This window comes from Micromonospora andamanensis (assembly GCF_016863495.1).
Taxonomy (GTDB): Bacteria; Actinomycetota; Actinomycetes; order Mycobacteriales; family Micromonosporaceae; genus Micromonospora; species Micromonospora andamanensis.
On sequence record NZ_BOOZ01000052.1, the window covers coordinates 23285 to 41082 of the forward strand.

General features: G+C 72.4%; 16 protein-coding genes and 1 pseudogene. 9 read left to right on the plus strand and 8 right to left on the minus strand.

Going from position 1 to position 17798, the window contains the following annotated elements; translation table 11 throughout:
• Nucleotides 1-23 precede the first annotated feature (23 nt).
• The gene (gene hisF, locus Van01_RS28410) at nucleotides 24-791 is read left to right on the plus strand and encodes an imidazole glycerol phosphate synthase subunit HisF (protein WP_099844737.1); all 768 of its coding nucleotides are present in this window, start codon (nucleotides 24-26) and stop codon (nucleotides 789-791) included.
• 55 nt (nucleotides 792-846) lie between these two features.
• On the opposite strand, the gene Van01_RS28415 is transcribed toward hisF, so the two are convergent.
• Both Van01_RS28415 and yczE read right to left on the minus strand, forming a co-directional pair.
• Nucleotides 847-1308 (minus strand): hypothetical protein, encoded by a 462-nt coding sequence (locus Van01_RS28415; RefSeq protein WP_099844738.1) that lies wholly within the window; start codon nucleotides 1306-1308, stop codon nucleotides 847-849.
• Nucleotides 1309-1451: 143 nt separating this feature from the next.
• A complete protein-coding gene (gene yczE, locus Van01_RS28420; RefSeq protein WP_204014014.1) occupies nucleotides 1452-2105 on the minus strand; it encodes a membrane protein YczE in 654 nt (217 codons plus the stop codon).
• A 58-nt stretch (nucleotides 2106-2163) separates the two neighbouring features.
• Here yczE and yczR point away from each other — a divergent pair, with 58 nt between their 5' ends.
• On the plus strand, nucleotides 2164-3621 hold the full coding sequence (gene yczR, locus Van01_RS28425) for a MocR-like transcription factor YczR (protein WP_204014017.1): 1458 nt from the start codon (nucleotides 2164-2166) through the stop codon (nucleotides 3619-3621).
• Between the two features lie 88 nt (nucleotides 3622-3709).
• On the opposite strand, the gene Van01_RS28430 is transcribed toward yczR, so the two are convergent.
• The 3 genes from Van01_RS28430 to Van01_RS28440 form a co-directional block, all read right to left on the minus strand.
• Nucleotides 3710-5530, minus strand: a complete 1821-nt coding sequence (locus Van01_RS28430; RefSeq protein ID WP_204014020.1) for an AMP-dependent synthetase/ligase — start codon at nucleotides 5528-5530, stop codon at nucleotides 3710-3712.
• A 140-nt stretch (nucleotides 5531-5670) separates the two neighbouring features.
• Nucleotides 5671-6609, minus strand: coding sequence for a terpene synthase family protein (locus Van01_RS28435; RefSeq protein WP_204014023.1), 939 nt, complete (start codon nucleotides 6607-6609; stop codon nucleotides 5671-5673).
• A 123-nt stretch (nucleotides 6610-6732) separates the two neighbouring features.
• Nucleotides 6733-7362: a TIGR03085 family metal-binding protein gene (locus tag Van01_RS28440; protein ID WP_204014026.1), complete on the minus strand. Its 630-nt coding sequence runs from the start codon at nucleotides 7360-7362 to the stop codon at nucleotides 6733-6735.
• Nucleotides 7363-7524: 162 nt separating this feature from the next.
• On the opposite strand from Van01_RS28440, the gene Van01_RS28445 reads away from it, so the two are divergent.
• From Van01_RS28445 to Van01_RS28455, 3 genes are all read left to right on the plus strand, one after another.
• Complete coding sequence (locus Van01_RS28445; protein WP_204014029.1) at nucleotides 7525-9393, plus strand: ABC transporter ATP-binding protein; 1869 nt, start codon at nucleotides 7525-7527, stop codon at nucleotides 9391-9393.
• Nucleotides 9394-9507: 114 nt separating this feature from the next.
• The gene (locus Van01_RS28450; RefSeq protein WP_204014065.1) at nucleotides 9508-11292 is read left to right on the plus strand and encodes an ABC transporter ATP-binding protein; all 1785 of its coding nucleotides are present in this window, start codon (nucleotides 9508-9510) and stop codon (nucleotides 11290-11292) included.
• Nucleotides 11293-11356: 64 nt separating this feature from the next.
• On the plus strand, nucleotides 11357-12088 hold the full coding sequence (locus Van01_RS28455) for a DUF2470 domain-containing protein (RefSeq protein WP_204014032.1): 732 nt from the start codon (nucleotides 11357-11359) through the stop codon (nucleotides 12086-12088).
• Between the two features lie 51 nt (nucleotides 12089-12139).
• Here Van01_RS28455 and Van01_RS28460 read toward each other — a convergent pair whose 3' ends face one another.
• The 3 genes from Van01_RS28460 to Van01_RS28470 all read right to left on the minus strand — a co-directional run bounded on the left by Van01_RS28460 (nucleotide 12140) and on the right by Van01_RS28470 (nucleotide 14303).
• Entirely contained in the window at nucleotides 12140-12736 is a 597-nt protein-coding gene (locus tag Van01_RS28460; RefSeq protein ID WP_204014035.1) for a TetR/AcrR family transcriptional regulator, read from the minus strand.
• 80 nt (nucleotides 12737-12816) lie between these two features.
• The gene (locus Van01_RS28465; RefSeq protein WP_204014038.1) at nucleotides 12817-13572 is read right to left on the minus strand and encodes an ABC transporter permease; all 756 of its coding nucleotides are present in this window, start codon (nucleotides 13570-13572) and stop codon (nucleotides 12817-12819) included.
• Complete coding sequence (locus tag Van01_RS28470) at nucleotides 13572-14303, minus strand: ABC transporter ATP-binding protein (RefSeq protein WP_204014042.1); 732 nt, start codon at nucleotides 14301-14303, stop codon at nucleotides 13572-13574. Before Van01_RS28470 ends, Van01_RS28465 begins: the two co-directional genes overlap by 1 nt.
• A gap of 115 nt (nucleotides 14304-14418) precedes the next feature.
• On the opposite strand from Van01_RS28470, the gene Van01_RS28475 reads away from it, so the two are divergent.
• From Van01_RS28475 to Van01_RS28485, 4 genes and pseudogenes are all read left to right on the plus strand, one after another.
• Entirely contained in the window at nucleotides 14419-14811 is a 393-nt protein-coding gene (locus Van01_RS28475) for a MerR family transcriptional regulator (RefSeq protein ID WP_204014046.1), read from the plus strand.
• 494 nt (nucleotides 14812-15305) lie between these two features.
• A pseudogene (locus Van01_RS33305) lies at nucleotides 15306-15623 on the plus strand (phosphoribosyl-AMP cyclohydrolase); the annotation flags it as partial.
• 186 nt (nucleotides 15624-15809) lie between these two features.
• The gene (hisI, locus tag Van01_RS33310; protein WP_239099363.1) at nucleotides 15810-16238 is read left to right on the plus strand and encodes a phosphoribosyl-AMP cyclohydrolase; all 429 of its coding nucleotides are present in this window, start codon (nucleotides 15810-15812) and stop codon (nucleotides 16236-16238) included.
• Nucleotides 16235-17797, plus strand: coding sequence for an anthranilate synthase component I (locus Van01_RS28485; RefSeq protein ID WP_204014052.1), 1563 nt, complete (start codon nucleotides 16235-16237; stop codon nucleotides 17795-17797). Before hisI ends, Van01_RS28485 begins: the two co-directional genes overlap by 4 nt.
• The last annotated feature ends 1 nt before the right edge of the window (nucleotide 17798 follow it).

Here is a 17798-nt window from a genome sequence, read left to right on the forward strand (position 1 = left end):
CCGGGCGGCGATAGGCTCGTCCCATGACGGTGGCGGTGCGGGTGATCCCCTGTCTCGACGTGGACGCCGGACGGGTGGTCAAGGGCGTCAACTTCGTCGACCTGCGGGACGCGGGCGATCCTGTGGAACTGGCCGCCGCGTACGACCGGGCGGGCGCCGACGAGTTGACCTTCCTCGACGTCACCGCCTCCAGCAGTGACCGGGGCACGATGCTCGACGTGGTCCGGCGTACCGCTGAGTCGGTCTTCATCCCGCTTACCGTCGGCGGTGGGGTGCGGACGGTGGCGGACGTGGACACCCTGCTACGCGCCGGTGCCGACAAGATCGGGGTGAACACGGCAGCGATCGCCCGGCCGGAGCTGCTCGCGGAGATCGCGGAGCGGTTCGGCCGGCAGGTGCTGGTGCTCTCGCTCGACGTGCGGCGGGCACCTGTCGGCACCACCCCCAGCGGCTTCGAGGTGACCACCCACGGCGGCCGGCGCGGCACCGGGCTGGACGCCGTGCAGTGGGCGCGGCGCGGTGCGGAGCTGGGGGCCGGCGAGATCCTGCTCAACTCGATGGACGCCGACGGCACGAAGGCCGGCTTCGATCTCGAACTCATCGGCGCGGTCCGCCGGGTCGTCGACGTTCCGGTGGTGGCCAGCGGCGGTGCGGGTGCGGCGGCCCACTTCCCTCCGGCGATCGGTGCCGGCGCGGACGCGGTGCTCGCGGCCAGCGTGTTCCACTTCGGGGAGCTGACCGTGGCGGAGGTCAAGGACGTGCTGCGCGGCGCCGGTCACCCCGTCCGCTGAGGCCAGCGGGGGCGCTGCCACCTGTGGGTCCGGTCGAGGCCGACCGGTGCGGCGTTCAGCCGCGGCCGGAGTGCCCCTCGGGCGAGCGTCGGGGCATCGGGATGAACCGGACCAGGTACTCCTGCACGGCGGCGGCGTGCTCCTGCTCGTCGAGGTGCCAGTCCGCGGTGCCTGGCGCGTGTCGGCGACTGAGCACGCCCTGCACCGTGTCGACGGTGGTGGCCAGCCCGGCGCTGGGTCGCGAGCGCCACAGGTGCTCGCCGTCGGGGGTGAGCCGGAACCAGCCGTCGGAGACGTCGACCAGCCCGGCACCGAGCAACCGGCGGATCGCCTCCTCGATGTCGTGCCGCTCGGGAATGCTCTGGTCGAGATGGTCGGCCGTGGAGAGCACGTCGGCGAGGCGTACCCCCTCGGGGCGGCGGGTGGTCGTGGACCGTCGGTGGCGTCCGGCGCCGCTGGCGATCACCAGCGATACGAAGATCCATGCGTCGGTGCGACGCCAGGCGTTGTCCCCCATGCGGAGATTCTGCCGGGAGACCCGGCTTCAGGAAAACACCGATCGTCGCACTGCGACAGTGAGTGGCGTCATGAATGCCGACAGTCGATGCGGCTGGACGGGGCGCACCGGATCCGGTATGGGTCGGTGGCGCTGGGTGGTCGTCAGGTGGCCGGGGCCGGCGTGATCCGTTCCGGTGCCGGGGGGTTCGGTTCGGCGACGTCGAACAGCGGTAGGAAGAGCTGGGCCAGCGGCCCGATGCTCAGCGCGTAGGCGATGGTGCCGATGCCGACGGTACCGCCGAGCACCGCTCCCACGGCCAGCACGCCGATCTCGATGACGGTGCGGACCAGGCGGAGCGACCGGCCGGGGTGGCGGGCGACCAGGCCGGTCATCAGCCCGTCCCGGGGGCCCGGTCCGAGTCGGGCGCCGAGGTAGAGCGCGGTGGCCGCGCCGTTGCCGACGATCCCGGTGACCAGCAGGACGATCCGCAGCGGCAGTGGCCCCCCGGGTGGCAGCAGGGCCAGGGTCGCGTCGACCGCCAGGCCGATCACCACGACGTTGGCGACGGTGCCGAGGCCGGGACGTTGGCGCAGCGGGATCCAGGCCAGTAGCACGAGCGCGCCCACCGCGATGACCACGGTGCCCATGCTCAGGCCGGTGAGCCGGGACAACCCCTGGTGGAAGACACCCCACGGGTTCAGCCCGAGCCCGGACCGGATCATCAGCGCCATGCTGGAGCCGTAGAGGACGAGGCCGACGAAAAGGTGCGTCAGCCGTCGGACCGGCCGGTGCTCGAGGTTGCCAATCATTGCCACGCATGCCACTGTAGGTGCCAATTATGCTCCCGATAGAGCCAATATGGGGAGAGTGGCCATGGTGAGTCAGGTGCGCGGGGTCCAATTGGCCCGGCTGCTCGGGCAGTGGCACGCCCTGCCCGGTCGGCGACGTAGCCCCGACTACGCGGCCCTGGCCGGCGCGGTGCGCGGTCTGCTCGCCGATGGGCGGCTACCTCTCGGCGTGCGCCTACCTGCCGAACGGGACCTGGCCGAGGCGCTGCGGATCAGCCGCACCACGGTCACGGCCGCCTACCGCGAGCTGCGCGACAGCGGGCATCTGGCCAGCCGCCGAGGCGCCGGAAGCTGGACGATGCTGCCGGGGACGCATCGGGTGGCGCCCAACGGACTCTGGATCCCGCTGGACGACCGGGACATGCTCGACCTCGGGGTGGCGGCGCTGGCGGCCCCGCCTGAACTGCTGCCGGCGGCCCGCGCGGCGGCGGAGGACCTGCCCCGCTATCTCAACGGCGCCGGGTACCACCCGATCGGGATCATCGAGCTGAGGGAGGCTGTCGCCCAGCGGTACACCGAGCGGGGCCTACCCACCTCGCCCGACCAGATCATGGTCACCAACGGCACGCAGCACGCCCTGGACCTGGTGCTGCGGCTGGCCCTCGCCCCGGGTGGCGGGGTGCTCGTCGAGTCGCCGAGCTACCCAAACGCGCTCGCGGCGCTCGCCGCCCGCCGGGCCCGGATCACCACGCACGGCCTGGCCGCCGATGCCGACGGGTGGGACGCGGACCTGCTGCTGGGCACCCTGCGGCAGGTGCGCCCCCGGGTCGGGTACCTGATCCCCGACTTCCAGAACCCGACCGGGCACCTGATGCCGGCGGAGCTGCGGGAGCGGCTGGTGGCCACCGCGCACGCGGTCGGCACCGATCTCGTCATCGACGAGTCGTTCGTCGACCTGCCGCTGGACGGGACCGACCTGCCGCCGCCGACGGCCAGCTTCGACAGGCACTCCCGGGTGGTGAGCATCGGCGGCATGAGCAAACCGTTCTGGGGTGGGCTGCGGATCGGCTGGATCCGCAGCTCGGCGCCGCAGGTGCAGCGGCTGGCCGCGGCCCGGGTGGGCGTCGACATGTCCAGCCCGGTGCTGGACCAGCTGGTCGCGGTGCACCTGCTGGACGTCGCGCCGGCAATCGTGGCCGCCCGGCGGGCACAGTTGGCCGTGCAGCGGGACGCGTTGCTCGGCGCGCTGGCCGCCCGGCTGCCCGAGTGGCGGGTCACCATGCCGCGTGGCGGCGTGACGCTCTGGGCCGAGCTGGACGGCCCGATCTCCAGCGCGCTGGCGCGGGCCGCCGAGGAGGTGGGCGTACGGCTGGCGCCCGGGCCGCGCTTCGGCCTGGACGGCACGCTCGAGCGTTTCCTGCGGTTGCCGTTCACCCTGCCCGTCGCCGACCTGGTCGAGGCCGTCGGGCGGATCGCGGCGGTCCGCTACGACCTGGACCGGGCGGGGCAGCCCCGCTGGCGGGAGCCGAGCGTCATCGCCTGAGCAGGTGCCTCGCCGCTGCCCGTGGCACGACACGGATCGGCCCCGCACCCGGGGGAGGGACGGGTGCGGGGCCGAAGCGGTGAGGCTGTCAGATCTCGGCGACGGTGCCGACGTACATCTTGTCGATCTCGTCGGAGAAGTTGTTCTCCACGCCACGACGCTTGATCTTCAGCGACGGCGTGATCTCGCCGTCCTCGATGGTCAGGTCACGCGGCAGGATGGTGACCTTCTTGATGGTCTCCCAGCGGTTCAGCTTCTGGTTGAGCTGGGCGACGTACTCCTCCACCATGGCCTGGGCCTCGGGCGAGGCGACGATCTCGGCGTACGGGCGACCCTCCAGCGGGGTGCCGGCGGCCCAGCCGGTGATGGCGTCCGGGTCCAGCGTCACGAGCATCGTGCAGTAGTTGCGGGCCTGGCCGATCACCACTGCCTGCGAGGTGTACGGGCAGGTGGCCTTGAACATGCCCTCGATGTGCGACGGTGCGACGTACTTGCCGCCTGAGGTCTTGACCAGGTCCTTCTTGCGGTCGGTGATGCGCAGGTAACCGTCGTCGTCGAGGCTGCCGATGTCGCCGGTACGGAAGAAGCCGTCCTCGGTGAAGGCGGCGGCGGTCTCCTCGGGCAGGTTGTGGTAGCCGCGCATCACCGGCCGGCCCTTGATCAGGATCTCGCCGTCGGTGTCGATCCGGCACTCGAGGTCGCCCATGGCCTTGCCGACGGTGCCGATCCGCAGCCCGTCGGGCGGGTTGACGAAGTTGCCGGCGCTGCTCTCGGTGAGCCCGTAGCCCTCGGAGATCGGCAGGTTCGCCGCGGCGAAGAAGGTGGCGATCTCCGGGCTGAGCGGGGCGGCGCCGGAGACCAGCACCCGGATCCGGCCACCGAGCCGGGCCTGGAGCTTGCTGAAGACCAGCTTCTCCGCCACCGTGTACTTGAGCTTCAGCCCGCCCGGCACCGGCTTGCCGGCCTGCTCCAGGGCGACCTTCTCCTTGCCGACGCCGACCGCCCAGGCGAAGATCTTGGCCTTCGCCCCGCCGGCGTCCTGCGCGGTCGTGACCGACTTGTTGTAGACCTTCTCGTAGACCCGGGGCGCGCCGCACATCAGCGTCGGGCGCACCACCGAGAGCAGTTCGACGAGCTTGTCGACCCGGCCGTCCACGTACGTGGGCAGGCCGACGTGGGTGGCGCCGCAGAGCAGCGTCTTGCCGAACGAGTGGGACAACGGCAACCAGAGGTACTGCAGATCGTCCTCGCGGAGCAACCCGACCGCCTCCTGGGCCACGCCCTCCCAGCACCAGCCGCCGTGCAGCAGCTCGACGCCCTTGGGACGGCCGGTGGTGCCGGAGGTGTAGATCAGCGTGGCCAGGTGGTCCGGGCCGATGTCGGCGACCAGGCGCTCGATCAGCTCCGGGTCCTCGGCGAGCCGCTGGGCCCCCTGCTCCTCCAGTTGGGCGAGGGTCAGTTGGGGCACGGCCGCGGCCGGGTCGGGGGCACCGTCGAAGAGGACGACGTGGGTCAACGCGGGCAGTTGAGCTCCGGCGATCTTCGCCGCCTGGTCCGGGTTCTCCGCGAACAACACCTTGGAACCGGAGTCGGAGATGATGTAGGTGGCGTCCTCGGGCTCCGTGGTCGGGTAGACCGTGGTCGTGGCGCCGCTGGCGCACATGATGCCGAAGTCGGCGATCACCCATTCGAGCCGGGTGTTCGCCAGGATCGCGACCCGGTCCTCCTGACCGACGCCCAGGCCGTGCAGGCCGGCGGCGATCGCCTTGGCCCGCTGGGAGACCTGTTCCCAGGTCAGCCAGACCGGTCCGGCCGAGCCGGGGTGGGCGAAAGCGTGGCGGTCGGGGGTCGCCGCCACGCGCTTGAGGAACATGTCAGGAATGGAGCTGTACGGTACATCGAGAGCCATCGCTGTAGCCGCCTTCGGGGGTGGAGGCGTGACGGTCGTCACGGTCGGTGTTCGTTACCGAAGGGTATTGCCTGTCCCCGGGCGTCGGCTAGCCCTGACGATCATCGACCAGCCCGTTCCCGGTAAATGGCACCTTCGGCTCAGGTGTAGCGCGCTGCGGACCGTGACCAGTCGTAGGTGGCCCGGATCCAGTTCCGCCGGGTGTCCAGCGCCGGGCGTACCGCCTCGCCGTGGCTCGCCAGCAGCTTGCTCTCGGCCGCCAGGTACGCGCCGAGTCGGTCGTTGAACCGGTCGGCGGCGACCCGCAACGCCACCGACTCGTCGCCGGTCTCCCTGGTCAGGACCGTGATCAGGTTGTGCGCGTCCGGCCCGCCGTGGTGCTCCTTGCGGTAGGAGAAGACGTCGTTGCACCAGCAGATCAGGTCGGCGGCGAGCATCTCCAGGGCGGCCCAGCCGGGGTCGGCCCGGCGTACGGCCGGCGGAAAGCCGTCCAGGGCCAGGTCGGTCAGGGTCAGACTGGGGTACACGGCACCCGTGTGCCGGCGCATCTGGACGTACTCGTCGACCGACGGGACCCGTTCGTGTTCCCGGTTCGCCGCCTCCCACAGCAACGCGAGCAGGTACTCGCGCATCCCGGCGACGAACCGCAGCAGCACCGCCGGACGTCGGTGGCCGCGTACCCGCTGGCACAGGTCGGCCAGGCCGAGCGCCAGCGTCCCGGCGGGGCCGGGCGGCACCGGGCCCGACGCGCCCTGGCGGTCCAGCACGTCCAGCAGCGCGGCCACGGTCGGCGCGAGCCGGGTCGGCTCGGCGCCCAGTCCGTCCTCGTCGCAGGCGTCGTCCATGACGAAGAGCCAGGAGATCAGGTCGGTGAGCAGGCGTAGGCGTTCCAGCGGGGCCTGCGGGCAGGCCCGTCCCGCGAGACCCGCGGCATCCGCCCGATGTAGCCGTTGCCCGTTACTGATCAGGCCAAGCTCCTGCGCCCAGTCGGCGCTCTCCCGGGCCACGCGCTCGGTGTCATCGTGCCGGACTCCGGTGAACGGGGGCTCGCGCAGGGCCGAGACCACAAAGCTTCGCATCGCGCTCCCTGTCGCCGCCCCCCCACGAGGCGGCGCGCGTCAGCGTACGGGAGCACCGATGGTGGCCGGTCGATGAACCGAGTAACGTTTCGGATTTCCCCGTGACCGGTTCCGCACAGACGGTTAGAAGCCCAGGTTGGCGGCGCGGAGCCGGTCGGCTGACGCCGGGGTGCCGTCGAGTTGCACCCGCGCCGCGCGCTGCCGGCCGGACAGGAACAAGGCCAGCTCGCCGGGCGTGCCGACCAGCCGCAGCGGTTCGCCGCCACGGCCGGTGGCCACCTCGCCGTGGTGGGGAGCCTGGACCAGCAGCTGGGCGGGAAAGCGGCGCAGGGCCAGCCGGCCGAGGGCCGACACCCGTCGCCACAGCGCCCGCTCCAACCCCACCGGCAACTCGCGGGGCTGCCAGCCGGCCCGGGCCCGCCGGACGTCCTCGTGATGGATGAAGAACTCGAGCGTGTTGGCCAGCTCGTCGGTGACCGGGTTGCTCACCGGGCTCCACAGCGGAGGACGGCGCACCTGGCCGAGCAGCTCGGTCCAGTCGAGGGCGGCGACCTGGCGCCGGACCCGTTCGGCGTACCCGCTCAGCGGTGGCAGGAAGATGCCTGTCGCGGCGTCCGGGCGGCGCTCCCGGACCACCAGGTGTGCGGCGAGGTCACGGGTCGTCCAACCCTCGTTGAGGGTCGGGGCGTCGGGGCCCAGGGTGGACATCAGCTCGGTGAGCGCCTCGCGCTCCGATCGGGCGTACCGCGGCATGACAGTGATCGTAGGCCGGTGCGGACGAGGTCGCGTCCCGAGCGGGGCGAGCGGGGCGATCCGGCCCGCTGGTGACGTCGGACATATTGCCGCGGGTCGGCGTACCGGGCGCGTAGCGGTAAGGATGAGGGAGGATTATGGCGGCTTACGGCGGGGGAGAATGTGGCGAGCGGGACTAGTCGGGACGTGCTCGGTCGTGGGCTGACCGTCCTCGGGCGGGCCATCCGGGAACAACCGAGGATCTTCGCGGTCGCCGTGACCGGCAGCGTGCTGTTCGGCCTGATGGTGGTCGCCAGCGCGTTCGTGGTCGGCGCGGTGGTCGGTGAGGTGGTGGTGCCGGCCGTCGAGAGCGGTTCGGTGGCGGTGGGCGCGCTGGCGCTGGCCGCCGTGGCGCTGCTCGGGCTGAGCGTGCTGCGGGTGGTCGGCATCTTCGGCCGACGGCTCGGTGCCGGCTACATGCAGTTCCGCCTCCAGGCCGCCTACCGCCGCCGGGTCACCCGCCGGTACCTGGAACTGCCGCTGTCCTGGCACCACCGCAACGCCACAGGCACGCTGCTGTCAAACGCCAACTCCGACGTCGAGGCAGCCTGGCAGCCGATCGCGCCACTACCCTTCGCGGTGGGCACGCTCGTGATGCTCATCGGTGCCGTGGCGTCGCTGTTTGCCGTGGACTGGGCGCTGGCGCTTGTCGGGATGGCCGTGTTCCCGGCGCTGTTCGCGCTCAACGTGGCGTACTCCCGTCGGATGGCCCCCCGCCAGGCGCGGGCGCAGCGGCTGCGCGCCGAGGTCAGCGGTATCGCGCACGAGAGCTTCGACGGCGCCCTGGTGGTCAAGACGATGGGCCGGGAGGCCCAGGAGACCGCCCGCTTCGCGGCCCGGGCCGGCGAGTTGCGGGACGCGTTGATTTCGGTCGGTCGGCTACGGGGCGTGTTCGACCCGATGCTGGAGACGCTGCCCAGTCTCGGCACCCTCGCGGTGCTCGTGGTCGGTGCGTACCGGCTGCGACAGGGCGCGATCGAGGTGTCCGAGCTGGTGAGCGTGGCCTTCCTGTTCACCGTGCTGGCCTTCCCGGTGCGGGCCATCGGCTGGGTGCTCGCCGAACTGCCGCGCAGCGTCGCCGGCTGGGACCGGATCCGCCGGGTGCTCGACGCCACCGGCGAGATGCCGTACGGCGACATCCGGCCGGACCCGGCAGTGACGACGCCGGCCACGCTCACCTTCGCCGACGTGGGGTTCGCCTACGAGCCCGCCGAGGCGCACCTGCCCGGCGCCGAGGTGCTGGGCGAGGTCTCCTTCACCGTGCCAGCCGGAAAGACTGTCGCCCTGGTCGGGCCGACAGGTTCCGGCAAGTCCACGGTCACCGCGCTGGCGGTCCGGCTCGTCGATCCGCACTCGGGCACGGTCAGCATCGACGGCGTGGACGTCCGGGACCTGGCCGCGGACGTGCTCGCCGGCACCGCCGCGCTCGTCGCCCAGGTGCCGTTCGTCTTCGACGACACCGTGCGGGCCAACGTCTCGCTGGACCGGCCCGGCGTCGACGACGAGGCGGTCTGGGCCGCGCTGCGGCTGGCCGAGGCCGACGGGTTCGTCGCCGCGCTGCCCGACGGGCTGGACACCATGGTCGGCGAACGGGGCACCTCGCTATCCGGCGGTCAGCGGCAGCGCCTCACCCTGGCCCGGGCGTTGGCGGGCCGCCCCCGCCTGCTGGTGCTCGACGACGCGACAAGCGCTGTCGACCCCCGGGTGGAGGCCGCCATCCTGGCCGGGCTGCGCTCGTCGGCCGGCGGCGGTCCGGGCGCGTCGATCCTGGTGGTGGCCTACCGGCGGGCGACCATCGCCCTCGCCGACGAGGTCATCTACCTGGAGCAGGGGCGGGTGGTGGCGCGGGGCACGCACACCGCGCTGCTGGCCACCGTGCCGGGCTACGCCGATCTCGTCACCGCCTACGAGCAGGCCGAGGTCGACCCTGACCGGCAGCGCACGTACGACGAGGTCACCCCGATGACCTCCGGACTGGAGGTGGACCGGTGAGCGCGAGGAGTGAGCTTGCGAGCCCCGCAGTCGCGAACGGAAGGCGGATTCGGTGAGCGCGAGGAGTGAGCTTGCGAGCCCCGCAGTCGCGAACGGAAGGTTGGACAGGTGAGTGTGGGCTCGGTACGGGTCGACGAGGCGTCCGAGCGGGCCGAGTCGACGTGGCGGACGCTGCGTCGGGGGCTGGCGCTCTCCCCGGAGCTGCGGGTCGGGCTGGCCGGCACGCTCGGCCTGGCGCTCGTGTACATGGTCGGCCGGGTGGCCGTGCCGGTGGCGGTGCAGCAGGGCATCGACCGGGGCATCGCCGGCGGGCTGAACCTGGACGCGTTGTTCGTGGTGGTGTCGGTCACCGCGGCGGTGCTTGTGGTGACCACGACCTGCGGTTACCTGATGATGCGTCGACTGTTCACGGTCAGCGAGACGGCGCTGGCGGGGGTGCGGGTACGCGCCTTCCGGCACGTGCACGACCTGTCGATGCTGCACCAGCAGTCGGAGCGGCGGGGTTCACTCGTCTCCCGGGTGACGAGCGATGTCGACCAGATCACCCAGTTCCTCCAGTGGGGCGGGGTGATCCTGCTCGTCAACCTGGGCCAGTTGGCCGTCACCACGGCCGTGATGTTGGCGTACTCGTGGCAGTTGACGCTCGTGGTCTTCGCCGCCTTCGGGCCGGCGGTGCTGGTGATCCGGCTGCTCCAGCGACGGCTCGCCGCGGCGTACGGCGTGGTCCGGCAGCGCACCGGCGCCCTGCTGGGTGCGGTCGGGGAGAGCGTGGTCGGCGCACCGGTGATCCGGGCGTACGGCATCGCGGGGCGGACCGCCCGACGGTTGGACGAGGCGATCGACGGTCAGCGGCGGGCCCAGCAGAAGGCGATCCGGATCAGCATCCTCGGCAGTTCGGTAGGTGAGTTGGCCGCCGGGCTGGCGTTGGCCGGGGTGGTGGTGCTCGGGGTGTTCCTCGGCGCCGACCGGACGCTGAGCATCGGTGAGGTCACCGCGTTCCTGTTCCTGGTGACGCTGTTCATCCAGCCGGTGCAGATCGCCACCGAGGTGCTCAACGAGGCGCAGAACGCGATAGCCGGCTGGCGTCGGGTGCTCGACGTGCTGGACGTCGAACCGGATGTGGCGGATCCGGGAGCGCAGGGACGCGAGCTGCCCACCGGGCCGTTGGACATCCGCTTCGGCGGGGTGCGTTTCGCCTATCCCGGCGGGCCGACCGTGCTGCACGACATCAGCCTGGAGATTCCGGCGAAGAGCCGGGTGGCGGTGGTCGGCGAGACGGGTAGCGGCAAGACCACCTTCGCCAAGCTGGTGACCCGGCTGATGGACCCGACGGCCGGCGCGGTGCTGTTGTCGGGGGTGCCACTCACCGACGTGCGTTTCGACTCGCTGCGGTCCCGGGTGGTGATGGTTCCGCAGGACGGTTTCCTGTTCGACGCCACGGTGGCCGACAACGTCCGCTTCGCCCGTCCGGAGTTGACCGATGAGCAGCTCACCGCCGCGTTCACCGAGCTGGGTCTGGCCGACTGGCTGGACGGGCTGCCCGCCGGGCTGGCGACCGGGGTGGGTGAGCGTGGCGAGGCGCTGAGCGTGGGGGAGCGCCAGTTGGTGGCGCTGGCCCGGGCGTACGTGGCGGACCCGGACCTGCTGGTGCTGGACGAGGCGACAAGTGCCGTGGACCCGGCCACCGAGGTGCGGTTGCAGCGGACGTTGGACGCGGTGACCCGGGGCCGGACCACCCTGGCGATCGCGCACCGGCTCTCGACCGCGCAGAACGCCGACGAGGTGATCGTGGTGGACCGGGGGCGGGTCGTGCAGCGTGGCTCGCACGACGAGCTGATCCGGGAGCCGGATTCGGTGTACGGCCTGCTCTACGCCTCGTGGCTTGAGCAGACCCGGTAGACGACGCGGGGCCGATGCCATACCCTCCGAGTTAGGTAAGCCTAACCTCAAAGGAGGTCGTGTCATGCGGCCCAGCCCCGCTGAGATCGTCCGGACCCTGGTGGCGGGTCGGTTGCCCGGCCTCGTCCACCTGGCCTGCCGGCCCGGTCTGCACCACGTGCGTCACGCCACCGACCCCGAGGGGCGGGTGCTGCTGCTGGTGCCGGTGGTAAGCGATCTCGCGGCGGCGCTGCGTCCCGGCACCGACGACCGGCCCGTCGCGGTGGTGCTCGACGTGCTCGACCTGCCGCCCGCCGCCGGGGCGCCGTCACTCGGCCGGGCCCTGGTCTCCGGTTGGGCGCGTCGGTTGGCCGGCGACGAGGCGCGGGCCGCCGCCGTGGACTTCGCCGCGGTCGAGCCCACCGGCGACCTGCTCGACGTGGGCACCCGTTTCCAGCTGTACCGGTTCGAGGTGGCCGAGGCGCGCTGGCACCGGGCCGGCGACCTGCGCCGGATCGACCCCCAGGCGTACGCGGAGGCCGAGCCGGATCCGTTGCACCCGGTCGAGGCGGGGCTGCTCACCCACCTGGGCGAGAACCACGCCCAGCGGATGACGGACTACCTGCGCCGGCAGCTCGGCCTGGCCGCCGGTCCGGCCGAGCACGCGCCGCGCGTCGAGCGGATCGACAGGTACGGGATGCTCGTGACCTTCGGCCGACCGGGCGCCCGGCGACGGGCCCGGCTCGCCTTCGGGCGACGGCTGGCCGACCAGGCGGAGCTGACCCGGCTGCTGCACCCGGTGTTCTGCGCGGGCTGACCCACCGTCCCGCAGGTCTCCGGTCTCTGCGGTCGTCGGGACTGCGCCGGGTCAACCGGCGAGGTCGCCGGTGAGATAGCGGTGCACGGTCGGGCCGACCGTGGCGATCAGGGTGTCCGGCGCGACGGAGGCGACCGGCTCCAGCCGGATCACGTAGCGCATCAGCGCCAGCCCGACGAGCTGGCTGGCCACCAGCGACCCGCGCAGCGGCACCTCGGCCGGGTCGACGTCGAGCTGGTCGAGGACCCGGCGCAGCACCTGGGTGGTGAGGAACTCGCGCAGCAGCCGGGCGGTCCACTCGCTGCTGACCGCGGAGCGCAGCAGGGCCACCCCGGCGGCCCCGGCCGGCGAGTCCCACACCGTGACGAACATGCGTACCAGTCGCTCGCCGAGGCCGTCACGGTCACCGGCGAGCACCTTCGGCAGCAGTTCCCGGGGGTCCACCGGAAACCGCATGGCGGCCAGGAAGAGCTGCTCCTTGGTGCCGAAGTAGTGGTGCACCAGGGCCGGGTCGACCCCGGCGGCGGCGGCGATGGCCCGGATGGTGCTGGCGTCGAAGCCGCGTTCGGCGAAGGTGGACCGGGCCGCCTCCAGGATCGTGTCCCGGGTGCCGGGGTTACCGGGTCGCCGACCGCTACGCCGTACCATCGCTCTCCCTCGCTCCGTTCCGACGGCTGGGCCTGTCCGGCGGCGGGTGCGGCCCGCGCGGCCGGACAGGCCCGCTGTCGTCAGCCGCTACGCCGGCGCAGGGTGGCCGCGGCGAGCACCAGCGCCAGCACCGCCGCGGCGGCGACGATGGCCACGTCGCGCCACATCGTCCCGGTCGGCTCGGCGTGCGCGCCGACCTCCTGCAGGGCCTCGACGGCGTACGACAGGGGCAGTACGTCACTTGTCGCCTGCAACCAGCCGGCCATCTCGTCGCGCGGCACGAACAGCCCGCAGAGCAGCAGTTGCGGCGCGACCACGACCGGCATGAACTGTACGGCCTGGAACTCGGTGCGGGCGAAGGCGCTGCACAGCAACCCGAGCGCGACGGCGAGCACCGCGTTCAGCGCGGCGATCAGGATGACCAGAGCGCTGCTGCCGGCCGTCTCCAGACCGAAGACCCAGTACGCGACGGCCGAGGCGATGACGGCCTGCACCGCGCCGGCCAGCCCGAAGGCGATCCCGTACCCGAAGAGCAGGTCGGTCTTGCCCAGCGGGGTGGTGAGCAGCCGTTCCAGGGTGCCGGTGGTCCGCTCGCGCAGCATCGCGATGCTTGTCACCAGGAACATGATGATGAACGGGAAGAAGCCGAGCATCACAAGTGCGATCCGGTCGAAGGCCGACGGCTGCCCGGGCGGCGCGGGCTGGTCGGCGTACATGTAGTAGACCAGGGTGAGCAGCACGGTGGGCACCGCCACCAGCAGCGCGACGGTTCGCCTGTCGTGGCGCAGCTGCCGCAGGATGCGCGCCACGGTGGCGGACAGGATGCGCGGGTTCATCACGCCTCCCCGGACTGGTCGGACTGACTGGCTCTGATCAGCCGGAGGAACGCCTCGTCGAGATCGTCCACCCCGGCGGTGGCCCGGACGGCGTCCGGGGTGTCGTCGGCGATGAGCCGTCCCTCGCGGATGAGCAGCAGGCGGTCACACCGGGCGGCCTCGTCCATCACGTGACTCGACACCAGCAGGGTCGTCCCGGTCGCCGCAAGGGCGTGGAACCGGGCCCAGAGGTCCGCCCGCAGCACCGGATCCTGACCGACGGTGGGCTCGTCGAGCACGATCAGCTCAGGCTCGCCGACAAGCGCGCAGGCCAGCGACGCCCGGCTGCGCTGCCCGCCGGAGAGGGTGCCCACCAGTTGGCCAGCGGCCGGGGCCAGCCCGACGTCGGCAACCGCGCGGTCGGCCTCAGCCCGGTCACGGCCGTGCAGCGCGGCGAAGTAGCGGGCGTTCTCCCGCACCGTCAGGTCGGCGTAGACGCTCGGCGCCTGGGTCAGGTAACCGACCCGGTGGCGCAGCGGCGGTGAGCCGGCCGGGGCCCCGAGCACCGTCACCGTGCCGGCGCTGACCACCTGCACGCCGACGATCGCGCGCATGAGCGTGGTCTTGCCGCTGCCGCTGGGCCCGAGCAGGCCGGTGACCGAGCCGCGCGGCACCGTGGCGTCGATCCCGTGCAGCACCCGCCGTCCGCCCCGGTCCACGACCAGGCCCCGAACGGCGATCGCGTCCGCCATCGCCCACCTCCCTAATTCATCGTCCGATGAAATCAACGGTAGATGAAATACCGTCGGTTCGGCAAGGCGCGGCCCGGGGTCGCGCCGGGCCGGCTGTTGCTGGGACCCTCGAACGATGGACATCGGTACGCGGGAGCCGACCTTCACCGTCAGCGAGGCGGCCCACCAGGTGGGCCTGACCACCCACACCTTGCGGTGGTACGAGCAGGAGGGGCTGGTGGCCCCGGTGGGCCGGGACTCCGCCGGCCGGCGTCGCTACACCAGGCAGGACGTCGACTGGTTGCTGCTGTTGACCCGGCTGCGGCGCACCGGCATGCCGGTGCGCGACATGCGTCGCTACGTCGAGCTGGCCCGACAGGGTGACGGCACACTCGGTGCCCGTCGGGCACTGTTCGAGGAGCACCGGGTCCGGGTGCTGCACCGGATGGCCGAGTTGGAGGAGGACCTCAAGGTGCTCGACTTCAAGATCGACCATTACCGGCGGGCGGAGCTGGGCGAGCTCGACTGACCGATGCGTGGAATCCGACGAAACCCCCTCTGGGGCAGCAACTGCTATAGCACGGTCAGCGAAACACAGATCGGACGGCAGGTCCGTCACCGGTCATTGCGCCCCGATCGGGCGTGCGGCACGATGGCGCAGTGGATCACGCTCCGTCACCGGACAGTGGATTCTTCGACGACTGGGCCGCACGGCTGCGGGAGCGCGCTGACCGGCCCGTGGTGGGCATCCTGCTGCGCGGTAGCCACGCCCGCCGGGCCGCCACCGCGCACAGCGACGTCGACCTCGACGTGCTGCTCGGTGGCGCTCCGTACGCGGCCCGTCAGGCGTACCTCGCCGAGCACTCCGGCCGGCTGACCCACGTGTCAGTGGCGGCCCGGGACATCCGCTCCTGGGTGAGCCGGCTCGGCGAACCGGCCGACTGGGCGTTCGGGCTGCCGGTGACGGCCCCCACCCGGCTGCTCTGGGCCGACCCGTACTGGCGGCACCGCATCGACCTGCCGGTGCTCTGCCAGCCGGCGGACGAGCCACGACTTGAGGAACTGATCGCCACGCTCGGCAAGGTCGCCGCGGCCCGGGACGACGAGGATTCGCTTGGCGCCCGGCTGGCCGCCGCCGACCTGGCCCGGCTCTGTCCGTCGGTGCTGCGGCTGGCGAACCCGTCGGTACGGGTGGTCTCCCGGCGGTCGGCCTTCGCCGCCGCGCTCGACCTGCCGGTGGCACCCGCCGGCTACCGCGAGGACATGCTGCGCTGTCTCGGTCTGCGGCCCGGCTCGATCGGCCAGGTGTGGGCGGCGGCGGCCCGGCTGGTGACCGGCACCCTGCCGCTGATCCGCCGGTACGCCGCCGAGGTGACCCAGGCGGCCGGGCCGGACTTCTCCGACGCCCTGCTGGACGGTCGCCTGGATCGCTACGTGGCCCAGTTGGGCCGCCCCGGTGGCGGCACGCCGTCCGTCAGCCGGGAGCCCGCTGGGGTACCCGCGCCGCGTGCGGGACAATGGGTCACTGTGCCCGTACCTGACGCGCCGGTGACCGGCGCCCACCCTGACCAGCCGGAGCCGCCGGGCGGTTCGCAGTGGCCGTCGCGGCTCGACCCGGAGATCGCCGGCCGCCTGCGCCGTACCCCCGACGGCCTGGTCGCCGCCGTGGTCCGTCAGCACGACAGCGGTGAGGTGCTGATGATGGCCTGGATGGACGACGAGGCCCTGCACCGCACGCTGACCACAGGTCGGGCCACCTACTGGTCCCGCAGCCGCCGCGAGTACTGGGTCAAGGGCGCCACCTCCGGCCACCACCAGTACGTCCGTTCCGTGGCACTCGACTGCGACGGCGACGCGGTGCTGGTAAGCGTCGATCAGGTCGGTGCCGCCTGCCACACCGGGCAGCGCACCTGCTTCTTCACCGAACTCCCGGTCACCGGCCAGGTGGCCTCGTGAGCGAGCGGAGCGACGGTCGGGTGAGCCCGGACGCGGCCACCTTCACCGAGTTGGCCGCCCGGTGGCGGGTGGTGCCGGTCACCCGTCGGCTGCTCGCCGACGCGGAGACTCCGGTCGGCGTCTACCGCAAGCTCGCCGGTGGCCCTGGGACGTTTCTGCTGGAGTCCGCCGAACAGGGGGTCGGCTCGTCCGGGCTGGCCTGGGCCCGGTATTCCTTCGTCGGGGTGCGCAGCAGCGCCACCCTGGTCGAACGCGACGGCACCGCCGCCTGGCTCGGCGTGCCACCGGTCGGGTTGCCGACCACGGGGGACCCGGTCGAGGTGCTCCGCGCGACGGTGGCGGCACTGGCCGGCCCGTCCGGCGCGCCGGGTGACGGGACGCCGCCGTTGACCGGCGGCATGGTCGGCTATCTCGGCTACGACCTGATCCGCCGTTTCGAACGGCTGCCCGCGATCACCGAGGACGATCTGCGCCTGCCTGAGCTGGGCATGATGCTCGCCGCCGACCTGGTGGTGCTCGACCACTTCGACGGTTCGGCGATCCTGGTCGCCAACGCCATCCTGCCGCCGCTGGACGAGCCGGGCCGTGACGAGCGGGTCAACGCCGCCTACCACCACGCGGTGGGCCGGCTGGACGCGATGACCACGGCGCTGTCGCGGCCCATCCCGCCGATGGTCGCCACGGTCGCCCGCCCGCCGGCCGGCGAGGTGCGCAGCCGTACCCCGGAGGGCGGGTACCCGAAGGCGGTGGAGGCGGCGAAGGAGGCGATCCGGGCCGGCGAGTGTTTCCAGATCGTGCTCGCCCAGCGGTTCGAGCGGGACACCGACGCCGACCCGTTGGACGTCTACCGGGTGCTGCGCACCACGAACCCCAGCCCCTACATGTACCTGCTGCGCTTCGACGACTTCGACATCGTCGGTTCGTCGCCCGAGGCGCATCTCAAGGTGACTGGTGAGGTGGACGGCGAGCGACGGGCGTTGCTGCATCCGATCGCCGGCACCCGCCCGCGCGGCGCGACCCCGGACGCCGACGCCCGGCTCGCCGCCGAACTGCTCGCCGATCCGAAGGAGCGGGCCGAGCACGTGATGCTTGTCGACCTGGGGCGTAACGATCTGGGGCGGGTGTGCCGGCCCGGCACTGTCGAGGTGCCGGAGTTCGCCACCATCGAGCGGTACAGCCACGTGATGCACATCGTCTCCACGGTGGTCGGCACTCTCCGGGCGGACCGCACCGCCTTCGACGCGCTGGCCGCGACCTTCCCGGCGGGCACCCTCTCCGGCGCGCCGAAGGTGCGGGCCATGGAGATCATCGAGGAGTTGGAGCCGGTCCGTCGGGGCCTGTACGGCGGCACGGTCGGGTACTTCGGCTTCGCCGGCGATCTCGACATGGCCATCGCGATCCGGACCGCGCTGATCCGCGCCGGCCGGGCGTACGTGCAGGCCGGTGCCGGTGTGGTGGCCGATTCCGATCCGGCCGCCGAGGACCAGGAGACCAGGAACAAGGCGGCAGCGGTGCTGGCGGCCATCGCCGCCGCGGAAACGCTCAGGCCGGCCCGGTGAG